The following is a 21,152-nucleotide window of genomic DNA, read 5'->3' as shown; positions in this document are numbered from 1 at the left end:
AGAGCAAGGGTGACTAGAACCAAAACTGAATCTGATCAAGAGTGGGAAGAGTTCTAGGGCATACTATTAATGACAGAGCGTGATAAAGCGTTTCAATTAAGTGGCGATAACTTTGATTATCTTTGTCAATTTGTTTATGACACAGCTGGTATTGTACTCAATGCCAGTAAAAAAGAGATGGTGTACCGTCGTCTTACTCGTATTATTCGTGAGCGTAAACTTCCCTCCTTTACGGCTTATTGCAACTTATTAAAGGCAGATACAGAAAAAGAGCAAGATTACTTTATCAATGCGATTACCACGAATTTAACCAGTTTTTTTCGTGAGCAACATCATTTTGATTATATGACGCAAGATGAACTACCTAAGTTACTCGGTAATCGCCTATCGCATGATAAACGTCTGAGAATTTGGTCGTCTGCAAGCTCCACTGGAGAAGAACCTTACAGTATTGCTATTACGGTGCTCGAAGCAATGAAAAGCCAATTAAGTCAATGGGATGTAAAAATATTAGCAACAGATATTGACAGTAATGTGTTAGCTGTTGCTAAAGAAGGGACTTATGATGAACGCCGCATAGAAGATGTTCCCAGGAAGTTTAAGGAAAAATATTTTACCAAAGGCATTGGCATTAACGAAAGTAAAGTAAAGGTAGGTAAACAGTTACAAGCACTTATTACCTTTAAAAAATTGAATCTATTACATGAATGGCCAATGAAAGGGCCATTTGACATCATTTTTTGTCGAAATGTGATTATATATTTTGACAAAAAAACGCAGCAAGAATTATTTGCCCGGTATTATGAAATGTTAGCACCAGGCGGTTTGCTTATTTTAGGGCATAGTGAAAATTTAGGTCAATATCAACAACATTTTGAAAGTGTCGGACGTACCATTTTTAGAAAAGCATTTTAGCCGTTCTATAATAAGTGAACAAATAATCATGGTTTTAAATCGACAAGATAATATTTATGTTAAGCAATGCTTAAAACAATGTTTAGCAGAGTTTGCCCATATAAATCATTACTGGGATGCAAAAAGACAACAAGTTATCGCTAAAATTCTTCCGGGTGAGTTTTATATGACTCGAGAAAATGTTGCTATAGCGACCACGTTAGGGTCTTGTATTTCAGCCTGTATTTGGGATGAACATAGCGGAATAGGTGGCATGAATCATTTTATGCTACCGCTAACCGATAAAGAAGCCCATGAAGTTGATTGGGGACAACGTGGTATGGCATCTGATGCAACGCGTTATGGTAACTTTGCAATGGAACACCTCATTAATATGATATTGAAAAATGGTGGTCGAAAAGTAAATTTACGCGCTAAGGTATTTGGTGGCGGTAAAGTCTTAAAACATATGTCTGATATTGGCGAAAGAAATATTAGCTTTGTGATGAAATATCTTGCAGATGAAGGGATACCCGTTGAAGGTTCAGATTTAGGTTCTTTTTTTCCTCGCAAAATTTTGTTTGAACCGCTAAGTGGCCGAGCTTTTGTTAAAACGATTGATAATTTACATAATGATACTATTGCGCGCCGTGAAAGTGCTTACAGAAACCGTATAGACCAAACACCTGTAGAAGGTGATGTGGAATTATTTTAGTGATTATTAAAATCCATATAAACCAAGCACATGCTGAGCTTGTGACGTAGAATTATTTTATTGATAACAATTAACCAATGAAAGTGTTGAATATTAAAACCGTATAGACCAAACACCTGTAGAGGGTGATGTAGAATTATTTTAGCGATAATAATCAACCGATGAAAGTGTTGAATAGTAAAACCGTATAGACCAAACACCTGTAGAAGGTGAAGTAGAATTTTCTTAGCGCTATTTATTAGCCACTATCGAGCTTAGGATGTTATTTATATGAAGCCAATTAAAGTATTAATTATTGACGATTCCTCGGTTATCCGAGCGGTTGTTAATGAGGTTTTAAAAGATGATCCTGAAATTGAAGTAGTTGGCGAAGCTAAAGACCCTATGATCGCTCGAGAGCAAATCAAAAAGCTAAATCCTGACGTACTGACTTTAGATATTGAAATGCCAAAGATGGATGGTATTACCTTTTTGAAAAACTTAATGCGACTGCATCCTATGCCGGTAGTGATGCTATCAACATTAACGACTAAAGGGGCTGATATCACCCTACAAGCTTTAGAAATAGGAGCTGTTGATTTTATTGCAAAACCTAGTTTTGAAGCCTTGATTGCTAATAAGTCTACCTTTCAAGAGACTTTATTGAGAAAAATAAAATTTGCCGCAACGGTTGATAATAAAAATTTTCGACTTAACAGCACGTTATCAAAACCTCTAGCGACTGGTCTACTACCCTTTAAAGGTTGCCAGCGCTCGAATCATTTAGTGGCTATTGGCGCTTCAACAGGAGGCACTGAAGCAATTAAAGCGATTATTACCGCTTTGCCAAGTAATTCTCCAGCTGTGGTTATCACCTTACATATTCCAAAAACATTCAGTGCGAGATATGCACAACGGATGAACGAAATTTGTGCCGTTGATGTGCAAGAAGCAAGGCATGGCCAAAAGATTAAAGCGGGTAATGTTTATATTGCGCCAGGTAATCTTCATCTAAAAGTAGAAAGTAAAGGTGGAGCACTTTTTTGTATTTTAGAAGACTCACCTGATGTTAACCGCCACAAGCCTGCCGTTGACATTTTGTTTAATTCCTTACTACCACTTGCTAACAATGTTCAAGCGGTATTATTAACCGGCATGGGACAAGATGGAGCCAAAGGTTTATTAAATTTAAAAAATGCTGGCGCTATGACTATTATCCAAGATAAGGCAAGTAGTTTAATTTGGGGTATGCCAGGCAGTGCTCATGCATTAAATGCTCAGGTAAAAGAGTGCTCATTAGTTAATATACCTAAGGAAATTTTAGCTCATGCTGCACTGGCTCGACAGAGTAAAAAAGAGGTGTTTTATGAAAAATAAAGCCATGCTGTTATTAAAGACTGGGCTGGTGATTGTTGGCGTAATACTGATGGACCTTTTATTTTTTCAACTGAGTTACTTATCAATTACGCTGACATTATTACTGTCGTTTGTCTTGATTATCTTATATAAAAATAATCATGCTTTGCTAACATTATCTAGTGCAAGTGATGTTGAGGGGCGCAATGGGCTTAATGTAAACAACAATGAAAAAGAAATAAAAATAACCCTGACAAAAATTGTTAGCTTACTTAGCCAGCAAATAGCCATCGTTGATACAGAAGTTGACCGGGCCAGTATCTTAATTCAAGAGGCTACGACTGGGATTGCAGATAGTTTCAAGTCTTTAAAAAGCTTAACGGATGAACAACAAGTCATGCTTAATGTTGCTATTGGTAATCATCGAGGTGCTGTTGATGAAAACGGTACCACGATAGAGTCTTTTGTTCACGACTCCAGTGAGACTTTAGATGATTTTTTACAGGTGATTATGACCACTAGCAAGCAAAGTTTAGCCGCCGTGTCATTTAGCGATGAAATGAGTAAACAGCTCGACGGTATTTTTAGCTTATTGGGACAAGTAGAAAGTTTAGCGAGCCAAACTAATTTATTAGCCCTTAATGCCGCTATAGAAGCAGCGAGAGCCGGAGATGCCGGTAGAGGTTTTGCTGTAGTGGCCAATGAAGTCAGGGCGTTATCAGTTAATTCTACCGAGCTCAATGATAATATTCGTGAAGAAATATCATTGGCACAAATTATCATTGAAAAGCTAAGAAACTCAATTCAAGTTATGGCTTCAGCTGATATGACCGCAACACTTGAGGCTAAAAGTCGAGTCAGTCTTATGGTTGAGCATGTGGGTGAATCTTCTTCACAAACCAATGCCATTGTTGAAGAGCTTGCTGGATTATCACCAAAAATTGCTGAAACAGTCGCTACAGGCATTCGCTCGCTACAATTTGAAGACTTAACGTGTCAAGCCCTTGCAACCCTTAAACATAATACTGAAACTATTACGGCTCTCAATCAAGTTTTAATGGAATTTGAAATCAATAATAGTAATACTCCACAAGCATTACAAAAATTACAGCATCAATGTCAATCGCTTATCGAACAATCTCATCATCAAAATGAGCAGCGCAGCGTATCTCAGTCATCTATGGATGAGGGTGTTGTTGAGTTGTTTTAATTATAAATTATTAGGAACGACTATGAATGTTATAAAGCAAGTATCAGAAGATAAAAAAAATATAGAAATTAGTATTGAAGGTCGGTTTGATTTCTCACTGCATCAACACTTTCGAGATGCCTATATTAACTGTAAAGAAAAAAACTCGATGTTTACTATCTGTTTATCAAAAGCGACTTATATGGATAGCTCTGCTTTAGGCATGATTTTATTACTTAAAGATCATGCTGAAAACTATTCAGGAAAAGTTGTGATTAGTAAGCCAAGCGATTCAGTGAATAAAATTTTAGAAATCGCGCAATTTCACCGTTTACTCACCATAGAATTATAGGTTATAGCCGTGTTAGCTGGAAAAAATGATGTTAAATTAGCTTTAGTTGTTGACGACTCTGCCATGCAATGCAAAGTCTTAAGCGTCTTATTAAAAGAGCAAGGTTATCGTGTTTTTACAGCTAATGATGGTGCTCGTGGCGTGGCAATGTATGTTAAATATAAGCCTGACTTAGTGTTAATGGACATTAATATGCCCATTATGAACGGCTATGAAGCAGCAAGAGAAATTAAAAGTTTATCGCAAGATAATAGCTTGTGCCCACTGATTTTTATTACCAGTATGGATACAGATGAAGCCTTTATTGAGTGTGTTGATGCTGGCGGTGACGGTATATTGGTCAGGCCGTTTTCACCCAAAGTTTTTAAAGCTAAAATAAAGTCAATCCAACGAATCAGTGATTTATACGCACAAGTTAAGATTTTACAACAAGAACAACAAAAAGATGCCGAGCTTGCTGAACAGTTAATGTCGGGCGTTATTGAGGCAAGAAACTTCTCGCTTGACCGCATTGGCATTATTAAAAAACCCGCCGCGTTATTTAGTGGTGATATACAACTAACGGCTTTATCTCCTAATGGTGACGTTAATGTTATGTTGGGAGATTTTACTGGCCATGGACTGCGTTCATCTATTGGTGCTATTCCCTTAGCGGAAACCTTTAGAGCAATGACCAAAAAAGGTTTTTTGTTATTTGAAATTATTAATCAAATTAATCATCAACTTTATGATTTACTGCCTGCAGATTTATTTCTTGCGGCGGGGTTTGCCAGTATCTCTAGCCATGATAAATCTGTTTATGTTTTTAATGCGGGCTTACCCGATGCTTACTTGTTTTCTGAACAAGGAAAAATAAAACATCAAATATCGTCAAGTCACCCACCGATAGGTGTGCTTCCAAAGCTTTTACCCGATAGTAAATTAACCGTATTTGGTATTGAAGAAACCGATCGGATGATCTTAATCAGTGATGGTATTGTCGAGGCGAGAAATGAACACGGGGAAATGTTTGATTTTGACCGATTCGAACAGGCGGCAAAGCATGGCGTAATCACGCATAAGGTTAGTGAATGTGTGCTTAACGCGGTTAATGACTTTTGCCAAGCTATGCCACAAGAAGATGATATTTCATTGATTGACATTCCTTGCGGAGGTTGGGAGCACGTGCTGGTCGCCAGTCATGGCATTACCAATATTTCAGCTAAGCAACTTGACGATATCTATTTGGCAACAGAGCCAGCATGGCACTGGCAACTAACCTTAAGTGGTAAGCGCTTAGCCTCTATAAACCCAATTCCTATGGCTATGAATCAAATAAATGATATAGAAGGTCATGCAGAGCATTGGCAAAGTTTATACAGCATACTCACTGAGTTATTTATTAATTCACTTGACCATGGTGTCTTAGGCTTAAGCTCTAAGTTAAAAGCCAGTGCAGATGGTTTCTCTCAATATTATAAAGAACGAGAATTGCGTTTGAAAAATTTAGCGCATGGCTTTATCGAATTACAAATATGCCATTACCCCTTTCCAAATGGCGGTCGAATTATGATTAAAATACAAGATAGTGGGCAAGGATTTGATATAAAAAAATACTATGAGCAACGAGTGAACAAGCCAGCAAATAAACTCGAGCTTAGCGGTCGTGGTATTGAGTTAGTTGAGCAGCTGTGTGACAGCTTAGACTTCCAAGATAATGGTAATGTTGTCGAAGCATCATATGTTTGGGCATCGTAAACATCAATATTTTAATTTATGGCCCATGTAATAAGGCATTAATGTGAACATTTTAGTTGTGGATGATAATAAGTTTATCAGAGAAGTTGTTAGTGCGATGATCATTGACAGCGGCCATATTGCCGTCGTTGCTAATGGTCATGTGCAGGCGATGGCAGCATTAAAGAAAGAAAACATTGATTTAGTGCTTATGGATATAGAAATGCCCGAGGTTGACGGTTTTGCGCTAACAAAAATGATAAGAAAAGAATACCCCAAATGGTTCCCTATTATCTTTCTTAGCTCCAACGACAGCGAAGAGTATTTAACTCAAGGTATTGATGCGGGTGCTGACGATTACTTAACAAAGCCGATAAAACAAGTGATTTTGAGCGCAAAATTAAGAGCGATGGAACGTATTACCAAAATGAAAGGAGCGCTTGAACGCGCCAATAAACAACTAGAAATACTCAGTAGTATTGACCCGCTAACGCAGATACTTAACCGAAGAGGGTTAGAAGAAGTCCTCGCTAGTGCTTGGCAAATTAATGAGCGACAACAAGGGGAATTATCAATATTGATGATAGATATTGACTTTTTTAAGCCTTATAACGATAACTATGGTCACCCACAAGGCGATAAGTGTTTAGTTCAGGTTGCTAATACGCTTAATGAAACGCTTAATCGAGCCACTGACTCATTAGCTCGTTATGGGGGAGAGGAATTTATTGTTGTGTTGCCTTTTACGCCAGTCGAGGGCGCTAGATTTAAAGCAAAAGAATTAAGCTTAGCGCTATTAAGCCAAAAAATAAAACACGAATATTCATCAATATTTCCTTATGTGACGGTAAGTATTGGTATTGCAACAACAAGCGCTGCCGATCACGTATCCAATGCAAGTGAATTAATAAAACAAGCTGATATCGCTTTATATCAAGCAAAAGACCAAGGGCGTAATCGTTCTAGTGTTTTTCAAAAAAGTGCTTAACAACTGCCTTTACTAAGGTTGAAATCTCATAAAAAAAGGAATTATTATGCCTAAACCCCGTTTGTTAATTATTGATGATGACAAAGATTACCTTGAACTGCTTCATGAAGCATTAACCGAAAGTTTTGAAGTAACGTGCGCGACTAATATTAAAGATGCGGATAAGTTAGTCAGCGACAATCAACTTTTTGACATCGCCTTAGTTGATGAAAATATTGGCGAAGACAAAGGGTCACAATGGATAAAACGTAACGTTGAACAACATACCGTCGCAACCTCTTTTGTCTTGTATTCTGGCCTAGCCACCGAAGATGCTGTACTTAAAGGTTTAGAGTGTGGTGCCGATGATTTCCTTGCAAAACCTATTTCTTTATTAGCTTTGGATAAAAAGCTAAAAAAACTTATTTCTTATCAAGATAAAATTCATAGCTTTGAAACAGAAATTAGTTCAAAAGATCGAGTTATTAATATTTCAATGGCACAAGCGGCTAAATATGGCAGCTGTATGCAGCTAACATCTCGACTTAATCATTGTTTTACTTTAGAAAAAATTAGAGATGAAGTGTTTTCATTTCTTTATACAATGAACTTAGATGGCTGTATTGCTTTTTACCCGATCAATGAAAAATCACTTTTCTTTAGTTCTAAAAATGGCTTTTGTTCTCCGGTAGAAATCGATGTAATGAAACTGTTAAGGGTTAAACCTCGCTTATATCGCTTTAGTTCTAGAACTATTTTTAACCACCCACTGTGCTCAATCCTTATTTTAAATTTAGTAGATGGCGCTATTGATACTGATATATATATTGATGCACTCGCCTCTGTTATTGAATGCATCGGTGCTCGTATTGCTTTTATTACCTATAAAAATTCACTGGTGCAAGTACAAAGTAAAATTCAGCAAGCTGTTTCTACTACCAAAAATATGATTGCCATATCTAAGCACCATCAACAGGAAGTGATGAATGAGATAGTCACTAACATAGGTATGAGCTTCCATGTCCTAGAGATGTCAGATGAACAAGAACAATATCTGACCAACTTGGTTCATGGTGCTTTAAAAAAACACTCACAAGATGATATAAATTTTCTTGAAGTTACCGATTTACTTGATGGCGCCTTAGCCAGTGTTGATGAACTTGAAGTCCTTAATCAACAACAAGAAGAGGAAGTAGTTGATTTTGATGATGAAGATGAACTATTTTGAACGCTACCTCTAACGATTTAACGGTATCGATCAATAGTATTCCTTTTTCGGTTATTCAATTAGATCATCAAGGGATTATTACCGGTTGTAATCGTTGGGCAGAAAGTTTTTCTGGTTATTGTTTAGCAGAAATTAAAGGGCAACCGCTAGAAATGCTCTTGCCCAAGGAATTTGCTAATTCGCATCTAAAGTTTTGTCATAACTTCCAACGTGGATCAGGTGTTAGAGATGTTGTCTTATTGAGTAAATCAGATGAGATGCTCAATTGTACAATAAAAACAAGTGAAGTTGCTGGCGGTTATACCGTCTACCTTTCGGATTCATTGTTAAACGATAGCTCTGACGATAAAACGATTAATGAGCGGGAAAAGCTAGCAGAAAAAATAGAATCTGCAGCGTTATCAAAACACACCCATAAAATATTAAACACCATAGAAGAAGCTTTTTGGGAGTGGAATATTATTGAAGGAACGCTACTTTATTCCGCACAATTTATGGCTATGTTGGATTATTCTGCAGAAGCATTCTTAGGCCCACTTTCTTTTGGTCAAAAATGGTTAAAAGAAGAAGATTTAGCCCGCCTTAACCAAGAAGCCAAAGCGCATTGTCTTGGTGAAATACCCAGTATAAATTTAACGCTGTCAATGACTACAGAGCAAGGTGCTACGAAGTGGGTAACTGTTTTTGGTAAAATTATCGAATACAGGGCTGAGCGTGCTTATAAAATGTTTGGCTCAGTTAAAGATATCACCGCGCAACATCAATTAGTCGAAAAGCTAAAAGAAAGAAATAATTATCTGTTGCTAGCGGAAAGTTTAAATAAATCAGGGCATTGGCGTCTAGATTGTATTGATAATACCTTATATTGGTCAACTGAGCTTTATAAAATTCATGGTGTAGACGCCACTAATTACCAACCAAAGGTAGTTTCGGCCTTAGACTTTTACCTGGTAGAAGAACAGGTTAAGGTACGAAATTATTTAGATAATGCCATTGTCAATAAACAAGGCTTCTACTTTAAAAGTGCTATAAGAAATAAACAGGGCAATAAAGTGAAAGTGGAGTGTTTTGGTGAGGTTGAACTCAATACTGCGGGTGACGTTGTTGGTGTTTTCGGCGTATTTAAAGATATTAGCCAATCAGAAACTATTTTTGAAAAATTAAAACTGCTCGCTATGGTCAATTATACAATAAAGGTACCGGTTTTCTTTATTGATGACAAAGATAATGTCGTTTATCAAGATCTAACACCAAAAACTGCCCACAGTAGCGCCGTGCTTTTTAATTATATTAATTTCAGTATTACCGACTATCTTGCGTTTAAACGAAAAGCAAAAAAGTGTGGTCAACTTAAAGAAACTCATATTAGTTTTGATCAATACAATAGTGTTTTTGATTTATCGGTAACCTATGAAGCCGATGAAGGAATATTTATTTGGATTGTTGAAAACGTTACTGAGCAATTTCGTAAAGACCAACAACAACTTATTAGTAATCGACTCGCTTTACTGGGTAATACTTTTGGCAATGTTTCACATGACATCAATAATGTACTGGGCGTCGCTTTAGGCGCTACCGAAATGTTAGAGATTAAGTTCGCCCAAGGTGAACGTGATATTTCAAGGTATATTGAGCGGGTCAAGAATGCGATAGATAAAGGTAAAAGCGTTACCGAGCGTTTATTAGCTTTTACGCGTAAACCTACCATCAAAGTGGTTCGGTTTGACCCGATACAGGATATTATTGATAACCAATATCTTTTTAAGCAATTGTTACTTCCTACCATAGACTTTAGCATTCATACCAATGAACTATGCTGTAAAATAAAGTTTCCTCAAGGTGAATTTATTAATATATTGCTTAACTTAGTGTTAAATTCTCAGGATGCGATCCGCGAAAGAGGCTTAATTGGACAGATAGAAATATCAGCCAACATTAATGATCAGCAAAATTTAGAAATTCATGTCAAAGATAGTGGTGTGGGTATTGAGCAAGGTAATTTGACTAAAGTGTTTGATCCCTTTTACAGCAGTAAATCAGTTAATAAGGGCAACGGTATTGGATTAGCTAATGTTTATAGCACAATATATAAGCATAATGGTCATATACGAGTTTCAGGACATGGCAGTTTGGGTGGGGCGCACTTTACCTTAGTCTTTAAGTGCCAGATTTTAAAAAATCCCCCGAAAAAAAGTCCCTTAACGCTTAAAAGCCAATTAAATATAAAGGGAAAGCGCGTACTTATTTTAGATGATGAGATAAGTATTGCTGAGTTTGTTTCCTTGTATTTAGAAAACGAAGGCGTTAAAACTGAACATACCAACAATAAAATGGGTTTAATGAACATTTTAGCGACTGAGCAACCTTTTGATATTTTTATTACCGATATGATATTACCCGATATTTCAGGTCGAGAGGCTGTGGAATTAGTGAAAGCAAAGTTTCCTAATATTCGAATCTTTTCAATTAGTGGTTATATTGCTGAGGAAGATAAACAATGGCATTACCCCGTTTTAAGAAAACCGTTTAATTCAAAAGAATTGGCAAATTTTTTAATTGAAAATAATTAAATTGCAGCTCGAATATTTCTAATGATTGTTAGCCGCTTAGCAAGTAATTGTGACTAATTTAGTGATATTTTATCAGTAAATGCTCTGTAATATCCTAAGGTTTAGTTATCAGTGTTATTGTTGTTGATCTACCACAATTGCATATAAGCGTTGGTTCTAGTATGTTATTTGATAGCCAATTGAATATTTAGCCTTTTCTCAAAAATATTGTTTCAGACTCTATTTTTATCGGCGTATGAATAGATTCACCAAAAGAGAAGTAGCACTTATCAAAAACAATCATTTACAAGATAATAATGGCGCATCTAAAGAACATCATCATACTGCGCAGCCATTAACTAAAGCCAGTAAAAGCTTCTCTATCGGAAAAGTTTTTAGCTCATTAGCTTTTAAAATTCCATTTGCTGGCTTTTCTTTATCACTCCTTATTGCTTTTGCGGTTGGCACTGTATTTTATATTGAAAGCCAGCAGTTGGTTAAAGAGCAGGCGTTTGATGAACTCAATATTAAAAGTAAAATTGTAAAACCATTAATAGCCTATTTCTATCGAGAAAGTGCCAACGACTCAATCTTCCTCAGTAAGACCGCGTCAATACAAGGTGTTATGGAGTCTATCAAATCTGATGATGAACAAAACCTGTTATGGCGGAAAAAATTACAGGGGATATTCAAAGAATTTATCAAAAACCAACCTATTTATAAAAATATAAGTTATTTAACAACAGAGAAACATGTTCGCAGTATTGTCAGTGTTGACCATGAAAATGACCAAGTGAAGGTCATTCCTTTTGAGCAATCTAGTCAAAATATAGCGCTTGATTCATTAAAAGCGGCATTATTAGTTAAAAAAGGTGAAGTGTATTTTTCAGAGATATATTATCAAAAAAATACTCAGGGCAAGCCTTTACAGAGTTCTTTATTTATCGCTACCCCTATTTATACGGCTGATAACGAACTTTTTGGCTCAATAACAATAGAAGTTGATTTTTCTTTATTTATTGAACGGCTTAAGGAAAATGCTTTAGAAAAAGTTACTTTTTATCTTGCTAATTCAGCGGGTGATTTTATTTATTTTCCAGCCGATCAAAAAGTTGATAAAAACAATATCAAGGTGATTGAAAAGTTTCCGTCGCTGAGTGTTATTTTTTCCTCAATACTCACTAGCGATAAGCTAGTGCAAGATAAAGAGATAGATGTTGATAATAAATTAGCCTATTACTCTACTGTTCAGTTTGCCGAATTTGGCCAAGTAAATCCATTACACTTAGTTATTGAAAATAAAAGTAATATTTATTTGCAATCATTAGAAAGTATGAAAAACCGGGCAATATTATTTAGCTTTATCTTAGCCATATTAAGTCTAGTGTTTTGTATTATGGCGTCTAAGCGGATAACACGTGCTTTGTTGTTGATGACTAAAGGTGTTGCCCAATTTGAAGAGCAGGGTGTTATCGGTAAGTTACCGGTGCAAGAAAATGATGAAATTGGCGCTTTAGCAAGAAGTTTTCAAAATTTATTAATGCAAATAGAGCAAAAGTCGATTGTCCAAAAAAGTGAAACAATACGTGCAGAAGATGCGTTAGCAAAGCTTTATTCTATTTTAAACTCAATTGCTGATGGTGTTATAAATATTGACGGGAAAGGTAATATTCTCGCTTTTAATCATGCGGCTGAAAAAATATTTGGCTATCAAACCAATGAGGTCCTTGGTAAAAACGCACTATTTCTAGTGCCCGTAGATAATACTATTAACCCAGTGGACGAATTTAAATGTTTTTTACAACATACTTCAAGTGAAGTAAAAGGCCGCACCCTTGAACTGACAGCATTAAGAAAAAATGGCGAAAAGTTCTTTATGCATTTAAGTGTCAGTAAAATAAATATTTCTGGTGATGTTGTTTTTACCGGATTAATACGTGATATCACTGAAAACAAGTTGTTGGCAGCAGAAAGTATCCGCAGTATTGAAGAAGCTAAAGATATGGCATGGCGTTTAAACTTTGCCTTGTCAGCCCCAAGAATAGGCGTTTGGGACTATGATATTCAAACAGGGCTAAGTCTTTGGGACAGTCGAATGTATGAATTGTTTGGTTATGATAAAGATTCAACAGTACCTACAGAAAAAATTTGGCGAACTGCTATACACATAGACGATCTTAAATTTGTCGAAGAACAATTTATCCGTGAAGTTAAGAAAGGCATAGTAATTAATTTTGAATATCGTATCACTTTGCCTGATGGAACTATTCGATATATTGAAACACATAGTCAAATGGTTAATCATAAAGATCAAAAAAACTTCAGAGTGGTGGGAACTCATCGTGATATAACCGAGCAAAAAAACTTAGGTACTTTAAAACAGGACGCTTTAGATATGGCAGAGCACGCTCTGTTGCTGCGCTCGCAGTTTCTTGCAAGTATGAGTCATGAAATACGTACCCCGATGAATGGCGTCTTAGGGATGTTAGGTTTACTTCAGCAAAGTAATATCGATAAACAACAAGCTCATCATTTGCAATTAGCCAGTTCAAGTGCTCAATCTTTATTATCTTTGATTAATGATATTTTGGACTTTTCAAAAATAGAGGCAGGAAAACTAGAACTTGAAATACTTGATTTTGATATTCGAAGTCAGCTTGGCGACTTTGCTGAGTCGATGGCGATAAAAGCGCAGGAAAAAGGCTTGGAATTGATACTGGATGTTTGCGGTGTTGAACAATCTTTAGTTAAGGGTGACCCTAGTCGTTTACGGCAAATACTGTCAAATTTAGTCAGTAATTCAATAAAATTTACCGAGACCGGTGAAGTACTCATTAAAGCCTCGATTAAGAAACATCAACATCAGTTGCAATTAACATGCAGCATATCAGATACGGGTATTGGTATTCCTGAAAATAAAATGATTACATTGTTTGATTCTTTTACCCAAGTAGACGCCTCTACTACACGAAAATATGGAGGTACAGGCTTAGGTTTGGCCATTGTTAAACAATTAGCCCAACTGATGTCAGGGGATATTAGCGTAACAAGTGCCGAAGGTCAGGGCAGTGTGTTTACTTTTACCATACTACTTAACGAAAGTGATAATTCTCAAATAGTCATGCCTCAGGTAGACATAAAAGGTAAGCAAATACTAATAGTTGATGATAATGCGACAAATTTGGCGGTATTAAAAGGACAGTTAGCTATTTGGGGGGCAGAGGTTACGCAAGCAAAGGATGGCGCTTGTGCTATCGAGCAGGTTGATAATCACCCGGTTGATTTTTTTGATGCGGCAATTCTTGATATGCAAATGCCTGGCATGGACGGCGTTACTTTAGGTGAGCGCTTGAAGGGTCATCGACATACACAAAAAACTAAACTTATTATGATGACGTCGATGAGTGATAGAGGAGATGCTAACTTTTTTGAACAACTCGGCTTTTCTGCGTATTTCCCCAAGCCAGCAACAACCGCAGATTTATTTGCTACGTTAAGTCTTGTTTTAGACGAAGAAGGCACTTTGAATGTCAATAAACCCTTTGTTACCCAACATAACGTGCATAAGTTAAAACATTCAAATGCTAATCGCGTCATTGCCAAAAAAACCCGCATCTTATTGGTTGAAGATAACCGTATTAACCAAGTGGTCATTTTAGGTGTACTAGCCAATATTGGTTTGTCAGCTGATGTTGCTGGTAATGGTATCGAAGCCCTGGCTGCTTTAGATTCTTCACCAGACGATTCTCCCTACCAAATCATTATTATGGACTGTCAAATGCCTGAAATGGACGGCTACGATGCAACAAAAGCAATAAGGGCAGGAAAGGCTGGTGTTGTTCATCGTAACATTCCAATTATTGCCATGACTGCCAATGCGATGAAAGGTGATAAAGAAAAATGTTTAGCGGCAGGCATGAGTGATTACGCGACTAAACCGGTAGATACCGATATTTTACTTAAAAAAATATCGGCATGGGTTGGGCTAGATAGCTTTGAAACCGTGTCTGATGATAACAGTAACGAGATTGTAGAGCCCCTAACCCAGACTAGCCATGGTGATAACTCCAAAAGTAGTCATTCAAAGACAAATGAAGATATCATTTGGGATAAAACAGGTTTTTTAAAGCGTATTAGAAATAATGACAAATTAAGTAAACAGCTTATCAGTTTATTTATTGAGGATATGCCTGCGCTTAAAAATGAGTTAGCTATCGCTATGGAAAATAAATTATTTGATGATATTATAGCTTTAGCACATAAAGTTAGTGGTTCGTCAAAAAATTTAGGTGGCATTAATCTTGGAAAATTAACGCGACAAATTGAACAATCGGCTAGAATAAAAAATAGCGTTGAATTGTTATCGCTTCAAAATGATTTATCAAGGGAATATGATTTGTTAATTAATATCTTACAAAAACACCTAACAGCTAAAGATGACGAATAAGCCTTCCAATGGGAATAAACTATGAATACAAAGAAAAAATATAACATTCTCGCTGTTGATGACGCTAAAGACACGCTCATGCTATTAGAGTTTGATTTAGGTGAAGAAGGTTATAATGTGTTTACCGCCGAATCTGGAGAAAAAGCCTTAGAGGTTTTAGAAGAGCAAGCGATAGACCTCATTTTATTAGATATGTATATGCCGGGTATCTCAGGCTTAGAGATGTTACACAAATTAAAAAATCATCCTATTATTTTCAATACGCCGGTCATTATGTTATCGGCTTCAGATGATGAAGATCAAATTGTTGCTGCTCTAGAATTTGGCGCAGATGACTACGTAACTAAACCTTATATTCCGAAAGTGTTATTGGCTAGAATACGAACCTCGCTGCGGCTTTTAGAGAAAACTTTAGAGCTAGAGTCTCTAGCTAATACAGACTTCTTAACCGGTATTCGTAACAGAGGCGCTTTTGAAGACTTAGCGGGTAAAGCGATTAGCCAAGCAAAACGCACTAATAAACCACTTGCTGTGGCAATGCTCGATATAGATTTTTTTAAAGCGGTTAACGATAATTATGGTCATGATACCGGTGATAAAGTCCTAGTTGAATTTGCTGATATCATCTGCGATTGTTTTCGAGATAATGATATTATTGGTCGAGTTGGTGGCGAAGAATTTGCGATATGTATGGCAAATACCTCTGCAGAGAATGCGCTTGTTGCCTGCGAACGCTTAAGAGAAAGAGTAGAACATAGTAAAATATATATTGATGATACTAATGATGAAAAGGTGTCTGTAACAGTCAGTATTGGCTTATCATTAGGCAAGGGCGATGAGATGAACTTAGAAGGCTTATTAAAAGAAGCGGATCTTAGCCTATATGAAGCAAAGCACAGTGGTAGAAATAAAGTGAAGGTGCATCAAGAATCAAATACGGTTGCCGCTGAGGGTATTATCGATGAGTTACCGGTGACCAGTGAAGACGAATATCCAGGTATTGATGCTGAAATAGGTATTGGTAATGTGCTTGGAGATGAAGATCTTTTTGCTGAAATACTGGTGATGTTTTATGAAGACCATTCAAAAGACAGTGAAAAGATTCAACAAGCGATCAGTACTGATGATCAAACTGCTTGTAAACACTTAGTACATACCTTAAAAGGTGTTTCTTGCTCAGTAGGAGCTATGCAACTGTTTGAATTGACTAAAGCGCTAGATGAAGCGGTAAGTGTCGAAGATACTGCGCGTTATCAACAATTGTATCAACCGGTTGCCGCAGAGTTAACTAAGGTTTTAGGCGGTATAGAAGTTAGGTTAAGCGCGCAATTATAAATATAAGACTAATAGATGTTGATGATGAGTGACGGGTATATTTGTCGCTCAACATCTATACACGTTGATTCTCCAATCTTTAAAGACCCGTTAATAATGCTAGTATTAAGTTATTCAACGATAAGTTTGATGTCACTCTTTGGCACACAACAGCAAGAGAGCACTTCTCCATCGCCAATAAAAGCGAGTGGCTCTCCTTGAGGGTAGCTAATTTCGCCTTCAACTAAGGTTACTCGACACGCCCCACAAAAACCGTCACGACAATGATAATGCACTTCCACATTAGCCTTTTCTAAACACTCTAGTAAACTTTTATCGTTGGCTTGAAAGGTAATGGTTTTATTATCGACAAAAATACGATGAGCTTTCTTACTTTCAGACAATTTTTGCGGGCACATAGCCATATCATTAGCACTTTTCATTTAAAAAGGCTTAAACGCAAAATGTGCTAATGATGTGATAAGAAAGCATGATAATCGCTTCTTTATCTGGAGGTTAAAACCATTAAAGGTCAAAGCCATCAAAATCATCACTTGATACAGAAGAGTCGACTTGACCAACTAAGTAACTCGATATCTCTGTTTCTTGTGGAGCGACCTGAACATTGTCTGATACTAAGTAAGCATTCATCCATGGTAATGGGTTACTTTTTATATCAAAGGGTGCATCAAAACCAATAGCCGTTAAGCGTTGATTACTAATGTACTCAATATATTGATTTAATATTGCCGCATTCAAGCCAATCATTGAACCGTCTTTGAATAGGTACTGAGCCCATTCTTTTTCTTGTTCAACAACATCAAGAAATATCTGTAATCCTTGCTCTTTCATTTCTTGAGAAATGATTTTCATTTCAGGATCATCTCTACCGGATAACCAGTTATTTAAAATATGTTGAGTACCGGTTAAATGCAAAGCTTCATCTCGAGCAATAAGCTTAATAATTTTTGCGTTACCTTCTAATAACTCACGCTCGGCAAAAGCAAATGAACAGGCAAAGCTGACATAAAAGCGAATGGCTTCTAAAGCGTTGACCGAACAAACAGCCAAGTATAAGCGCTCTTTAAGCTTGCGAGTTGATACTTCAATCATTTCACCATCGACTTCATAGGTACCGTCACCTTGTGACTGGAGTAGTTGTGTGGTGATGATCACGGCATCAAAGTATTTAGAAATACTGGATGCACGCTTTAAAATAGCTGGGTTAACAACGATGTCGTCAAATATTTCACTTGGATCTGAAAACAAGTTTCTCAAAATATGCGTGTAAGAGCGAGAATGAATGGTTTCACTGAAAGCCCAGGTTTCTATCCAAGTTTCTACTTCTGGTAATGAAACCAGCGGTAAAAACATCGCATTCACCGAGCGTGCTGCCATAGAATCAAGCAAAGTTTGATATTTTAGGTTGGAAATGAAAATATGCTTTTCTGAAGGCGTTAAACTTTGCCAATCAGATCTGTCTTTTGATACATCAATTTCTTCAGGACGCCAAAAAAACGATAACTGTTTTTCAATAAGTTTTTCAAAGGCGATAAAACGTTGTTGGTCATATCGTGAGACATTGACACTGTTACCTAAAAACATTGGCTCGAGTAGCGCATTATTAGGAACTTGATTAAACGTGGTGTAGGACATCTATTACTCCTTGATAACACGCATGAAAGTCACAGCCTGTTATCGAAATTTTGTTTTTAAAAATTATAGGTATGACTGATTATGCTGAAAGCTCCATTGTTAAAAAACAATGAAGCTTTTTTTTGTGCGCACAATTAAATTTTACATGCGCCGCCTTCACAGTCTTCTTCTTCTAATCCGAGCATATTCTCAGACGCACCATCACGGGTGTTATGGTAATACATGGTTTTAACGCCTAATTTATAAGCGGTTAAAATATCCTTTAAGATTTGCTTCACCGGTACTTTTCCGCCTTCAAAGCGTGCAGGGTCGTAGTTAGTATTTGCAGAGATGGTTTGGTCAATAAACTTCTGCATGATACCCACTAGCTGCAAGTAACCTTCGTTATTTGGAATATTCCAAAGTAACTCATAGTTACCCTTTAATCTTTGATATTCAGGTACAACCTGTTTTAAAACACCATCTTTACTAGCCTTTATACTGATTAAACCTCTTGGTGGTTCAATTCCATTTGTAGCATTTGAAATTTGTGATGAAGTTTCAGATGGCATTAACGCGGAAACCGTTGAATTTCTTACGCCATGTGTCTTGATACTCTCTCGCAAAGTTTCCCAGTCAAGATGAAGGGGTTCACCGGTAATGTCGTCAATGGTCTTTTTATAAGTATCAATCGGTAAAATACCTTGTGATAAACGTGTCTCATTAAATTTAGGACAAGCGCCTTTTTCTTTTGCTAATTCATTTGATGCTTTCAATAAATTAAATTGAATGGCTTCAAAGGTACGGTGAGTTAAATTGTTAGCACTGCCATTTGAATAATACACGCCGTTTTTAGCTAAGTAATAAGCATAGTTTATTACGCCTATACCTAATGTTCTTCTGCCTATAGTGGCATTGTAAGCAGCTGGCATCGGGTAGTTTTGATAATCAAGTAAACTATCAAGCGCTCGAACTGCAAGGTCTGATAAACCTTCTAATTCATCTAAGCTTTCTATTGCGCCTAAGTTAAAGGCTGACAAAGTACAAAGGGCAATTTCGCCATTTGGATCATTAATATCATTCATTGGTTGTGTCGGTAGCGCAATCTCTAAACACAAATTACTTTGGCGAATTGGTGCTTGTTTCGGATCGAATGGGCTGTGCGTATTACAGTGATCAACATTCTGTAAATAAATTCGACCTGTGCTGGCACGCTCTTGAGCAAATAAGGTGAATAACTCAATAGCTTTAATGCATTTTTTACGAATTGAATCATCCGCTTCATATTTTACATACAAGGCTTCAAATTTCTCTTGGTCTTCAAAAAAAGCATCATAAAGGCCAGGAACATCGCTCGGGCTAAAGAGAGTAATAGACTCTCCTTTAATTAAGCGTGTGTACATAAGCTTATTGAATTGCACGCCATAATCTAAATGACGGACACGATTTTCTTCAACACCTCGGTTATTTTTAAGGACCAGTAAGCTTTCAACTTCTAAATGCCAAAGTGGGTAGAATAACGTTGCTGCGCCGCCTCGAACTCCCCCTTGTGAACAACTTTTAACAGCCGTTTGAAAATGCTTGAAAAACGGAATACAACCGGTATGAAAGGCTTCACCATTACGTATCGAACTACCTAAAGCGCGAATACGGCCAGCATTGATGCCAATGCCTGCTCGTTGTGAAACATATTTAACAATAGAGCTAGAAGCCGCGTTTATTGAGTCTAAACTGTCACCACATTCAATTAATACACAAGATGAAAATTGACGAGTAGGCGTACGTACCCCTGCCATAATAGGTGTAGGTAACGATATTTTGAAGGTTGAAATCGCGTGATAAAAACCTTCAACATATTTTAAACGTGTTTCAACAGGATATTTAGCAAATAAACAAGCGGCCACTAAGATATATAAAAACTGAGCACTTTCGTAAATTTCACCCGTTACCCGGTTTTGGACAAGGTATTTACCTTCTAATTGTTTGACTGCGGCGTAACTAAAGTCTAAATCGCGAGGATGAACAAGAAATTTTTCCATTTGTTCAAACTCTGCTTCGCTGTAATCAGCTAGAAGATGTTCATCATATTTACCATTTTCTACCATACTAACAACATGGGTAAATAATTTAGGCGGCTCAAATTGGCCGTAGGCTTTTTTACGTAGATGAAAAATAGCCAAACGTGCTGATAAATACTGATAATCAGGTGTCTCTTCTGAAATAAGATCAGCGGCGGCTTTAATGATAGTTTCATGAATGTCAGCAGTCTTGATACCGTCGTAGAATTGAATATGAGATTTCAACTCAACTTGTGACACCGAAACGTTATCAAGGCCTTCAGCAGCCCAAGTGATAACTTGATGAATTTTTTCTAAATCGATGAGTTCTTTTTTGCCGTTACGCTTACTTACAAAAAGATTATTAGTCATGAAGAGCCTGTCATTTATTAATTATGCTGGTCGCTTTATTTACCTAACGTTGTCAACTAAAGAAAACGTTAAGTGAACACTTATCAGTATTATATTTCCCTAAAATGTAAATTAGCACAAAAAAACATCTGAACAACAAATACACTATATATAGGGGTTTTCTAAAAACTGATCACAAGATAATGAGGTTTTGCTGTTTTTGCAAGTGATAAAAAGCATAGTTTTTAATAACTTTCTTTAGAGTAAAAGTTCAGTTAGTAACGACTAACTTAGTAGTGCTTTTTATTTTTGATATTACAAAAACGCAACGTTTATTTTAATTAATTTTTGTGGGTAATTTATTTTTAAATAAAATTACCCGTTTATTGGTTGTTTTTGTCAG

14 protein-coding genes are annotated in these 21,152 nt (G+C 36.7%); 11 read left to right on the top strand and 3 right to left on the bottom strand.

Translation table 11 applies throughout. The features are described 5' to 3' along the window. The first annotated feature begins 69 nt into the window (after positions 1-69). The 11 genes from H4J69_RS09625 (at position 70) to H4J69_RS09575 (ending at position 16,727) form a co-directional block, all read left to right on the top strand. Entirely contained in the window at positions 70-915 is an 846-nt protein-coding gene (locus tag H4J69_RS09625) for a protein-glutamate O-methyltransferase CheR (protein WP_182215798.1), read from the top strand. Positions 916-943: 28 nt separating this feature from the next. Further along, positions 944-1,609 carry a chemoreceptor glutamine deamidase CheD gene (cheD, locus tag H4J69_RS09620; RefSeq protein ID WP_182215800.1) on the top strand — a complete coding sequence of 222 codons (666 nt, stop codon included), beginning with the start codon at positions 944-946 and terminating at the stop codon, positions 1,607-1,609. A gap of 270 nt (positions 1,610-1,879) precedes the next feature. Then, entirely contained in the window at positions 1,880-2,965 is a 1,086-nt protein-coding gene (locus H4J69_RS09615) for a chemotaxis response regulator protein-glutamate methylesterase (RefSeq protein WP_182230803.1), read from the top strand. Beyond that, positions 2,955-4,154 carry a methyl-accepting chemotaxis protein gene (locus H4J69_RS20355; RefSeq protein ID WP_182215804.1) on the top strand — a complete coding sequence of 400 codons (1,200 nt, stop codon included), beginning with the start codon at positions 2,955-2,957 and terminating at the stop codon, positions 4,152-4,154. The genes H4J69_RS09615 and H4J69_RS20355 overlap by 11 nt, the downstream gene beginning before the upstream one ends. A 22-nt stretch (positions 4,155-4,176) precedes the next feature. Continuing rightward, on the top strand, positions 4,177-4,485 hold the full coding sequence (locus tag H4J69_RS09605; protein ID WP_182215806.1) for an STAS domain-containing protein: 309 nt from the start codon (positions 4,177-4,179) through the stop codon (positions 4,483-4,485). A 9-nt stretch (positions 4,486-4,494) separates the two neighbouring features. After that, the gene (locus H4J69_RS09600) at positions 4,495-6,222 is read left to right on the top strand and encodes a SpoIIE family protein phosphatase (RefSeq protein WP_310733516.1); all 1,728 of its coding nucleotides are present in this window, start codon (positions 4,495-4,497) and stop codon (positions 6,220-6,222) included. 43 nt (positions 6,223-6,265) lie between these two features. Next, positions 6,266-7,189 (top strand): diguanylate cyclase, encoded by a 924-nt coding sequence (locus tag H4J69_RS20350; protein ID WP_182215808.1) that lies wholly within the window; start codon positions 6,266-6,268, stop codon positions 7,187-7,189. A gap of 46 nt (positions 7,190-7,235) precedes the next feature. Beyond that, the gene (locus H4J69_RS09590) at positions 7,236-8,396 is read left to right on the top strand and encodes a response regulator (RefSeq protein WP_182215810.1); all 1,161 of its coding nucleotides are present in this window, start codon (positions 7,236-7,238) and stop codon (positions 8,394-8,396) included. Further along, positions 8,393-10,966, top strand: coding sequence for an ATP-binding protein (locus tag H4J69_RS09585; protein ID WP_182215812.1), 2,574 nt, complete (start codon positions 8,393-8,395; stop codon positions 10,964-10,966). Before H4J69_RS09590 ends, H4J69_RS09585 begins: the two co-directional genes overlap by 4 nt. Positions 10,967-11,201: 235 nt before the next feature. Continuing rightward, positions 11,202-15,392: a response regulator gene (locus tag H4J69_RS09580; protein ID WP_182215814.1), complete on the top strand. Its 4,191-nt coding sequence runs from the start codon at positions 11,202-11,204 to the stop codon at positions 15,390-15,392. Between the two features lie 21 nt (positions 15,393-15,413). Beyond that, entirely contained in the window at positions 15,414-16,727 is a 1,314-nt protein-coding gene (locus H4J69_RS09575) for a diguanylate cyclase (RefSeq protein WP_182215816.1), read from the top strand. Positions 16,728-16,837: 110 nt separating this feature from the next. Here H4J69_RS09575 and yfaE read toward each other — a convergent pair whose 3' ends face one another. From yfaE to nrdA, 3 genes are all read right to left on the bottom strand, one after another. Next, positions 16,838-17,149 carry a class I ribonucleotide reductase maintenance protein YfaE gene (yfaE, locus tag H4J69_RS09570; RefSeq protein WP_259364623.1) on the bottom strand — a complete coding sequence of 104 codons (312 nt, stop codon included), beginning with the start codon at positions 17,147-17,149 and terminating at the stop codon, positions 16,838-16,840. Between the two features lie 82 nt (positions 17,150-17,231). Then, positions 17,232-18,362: a class Ia ribonucleoside-diphosphate reductase subunit beta gene (nrdB, locus tag H4J69_RS09565; protein WP_182215818.1), complete on the bottom strand. Its 1,131-nt coding sequence runs from the start codon at positions 18,360-18,362 to the stop codon at positions 17,232-17,234. Positions 18,363-18,496: 134 nt separating this feature from the next. Continuing rightward, entirely contained in the window at positions 18,497-20,770 is a 2,274-nt protein-coding gene (gene nrdA / locus H4J69_RS09560) for a class 1a ribonucleoside-diphosphate reductase subunit alpha (protein WP_182215820.1), read from the bottom strand. Between the last annotated feature and the right edge of the window lie 382 nt (positions 20,771-21,152).

Source organism: Colwellia sp. BRX10-9 (genome assembly GCF_014077405.1).
Lineage (GTDB): Bacteria > Pseudomonadota > Gammaproteobacteria > Enterobacterales > Alteromonadaceae > Colwellia_A.
This window is presented reverse-complemented; position numbering and strand designations above follow the sequence as displayed.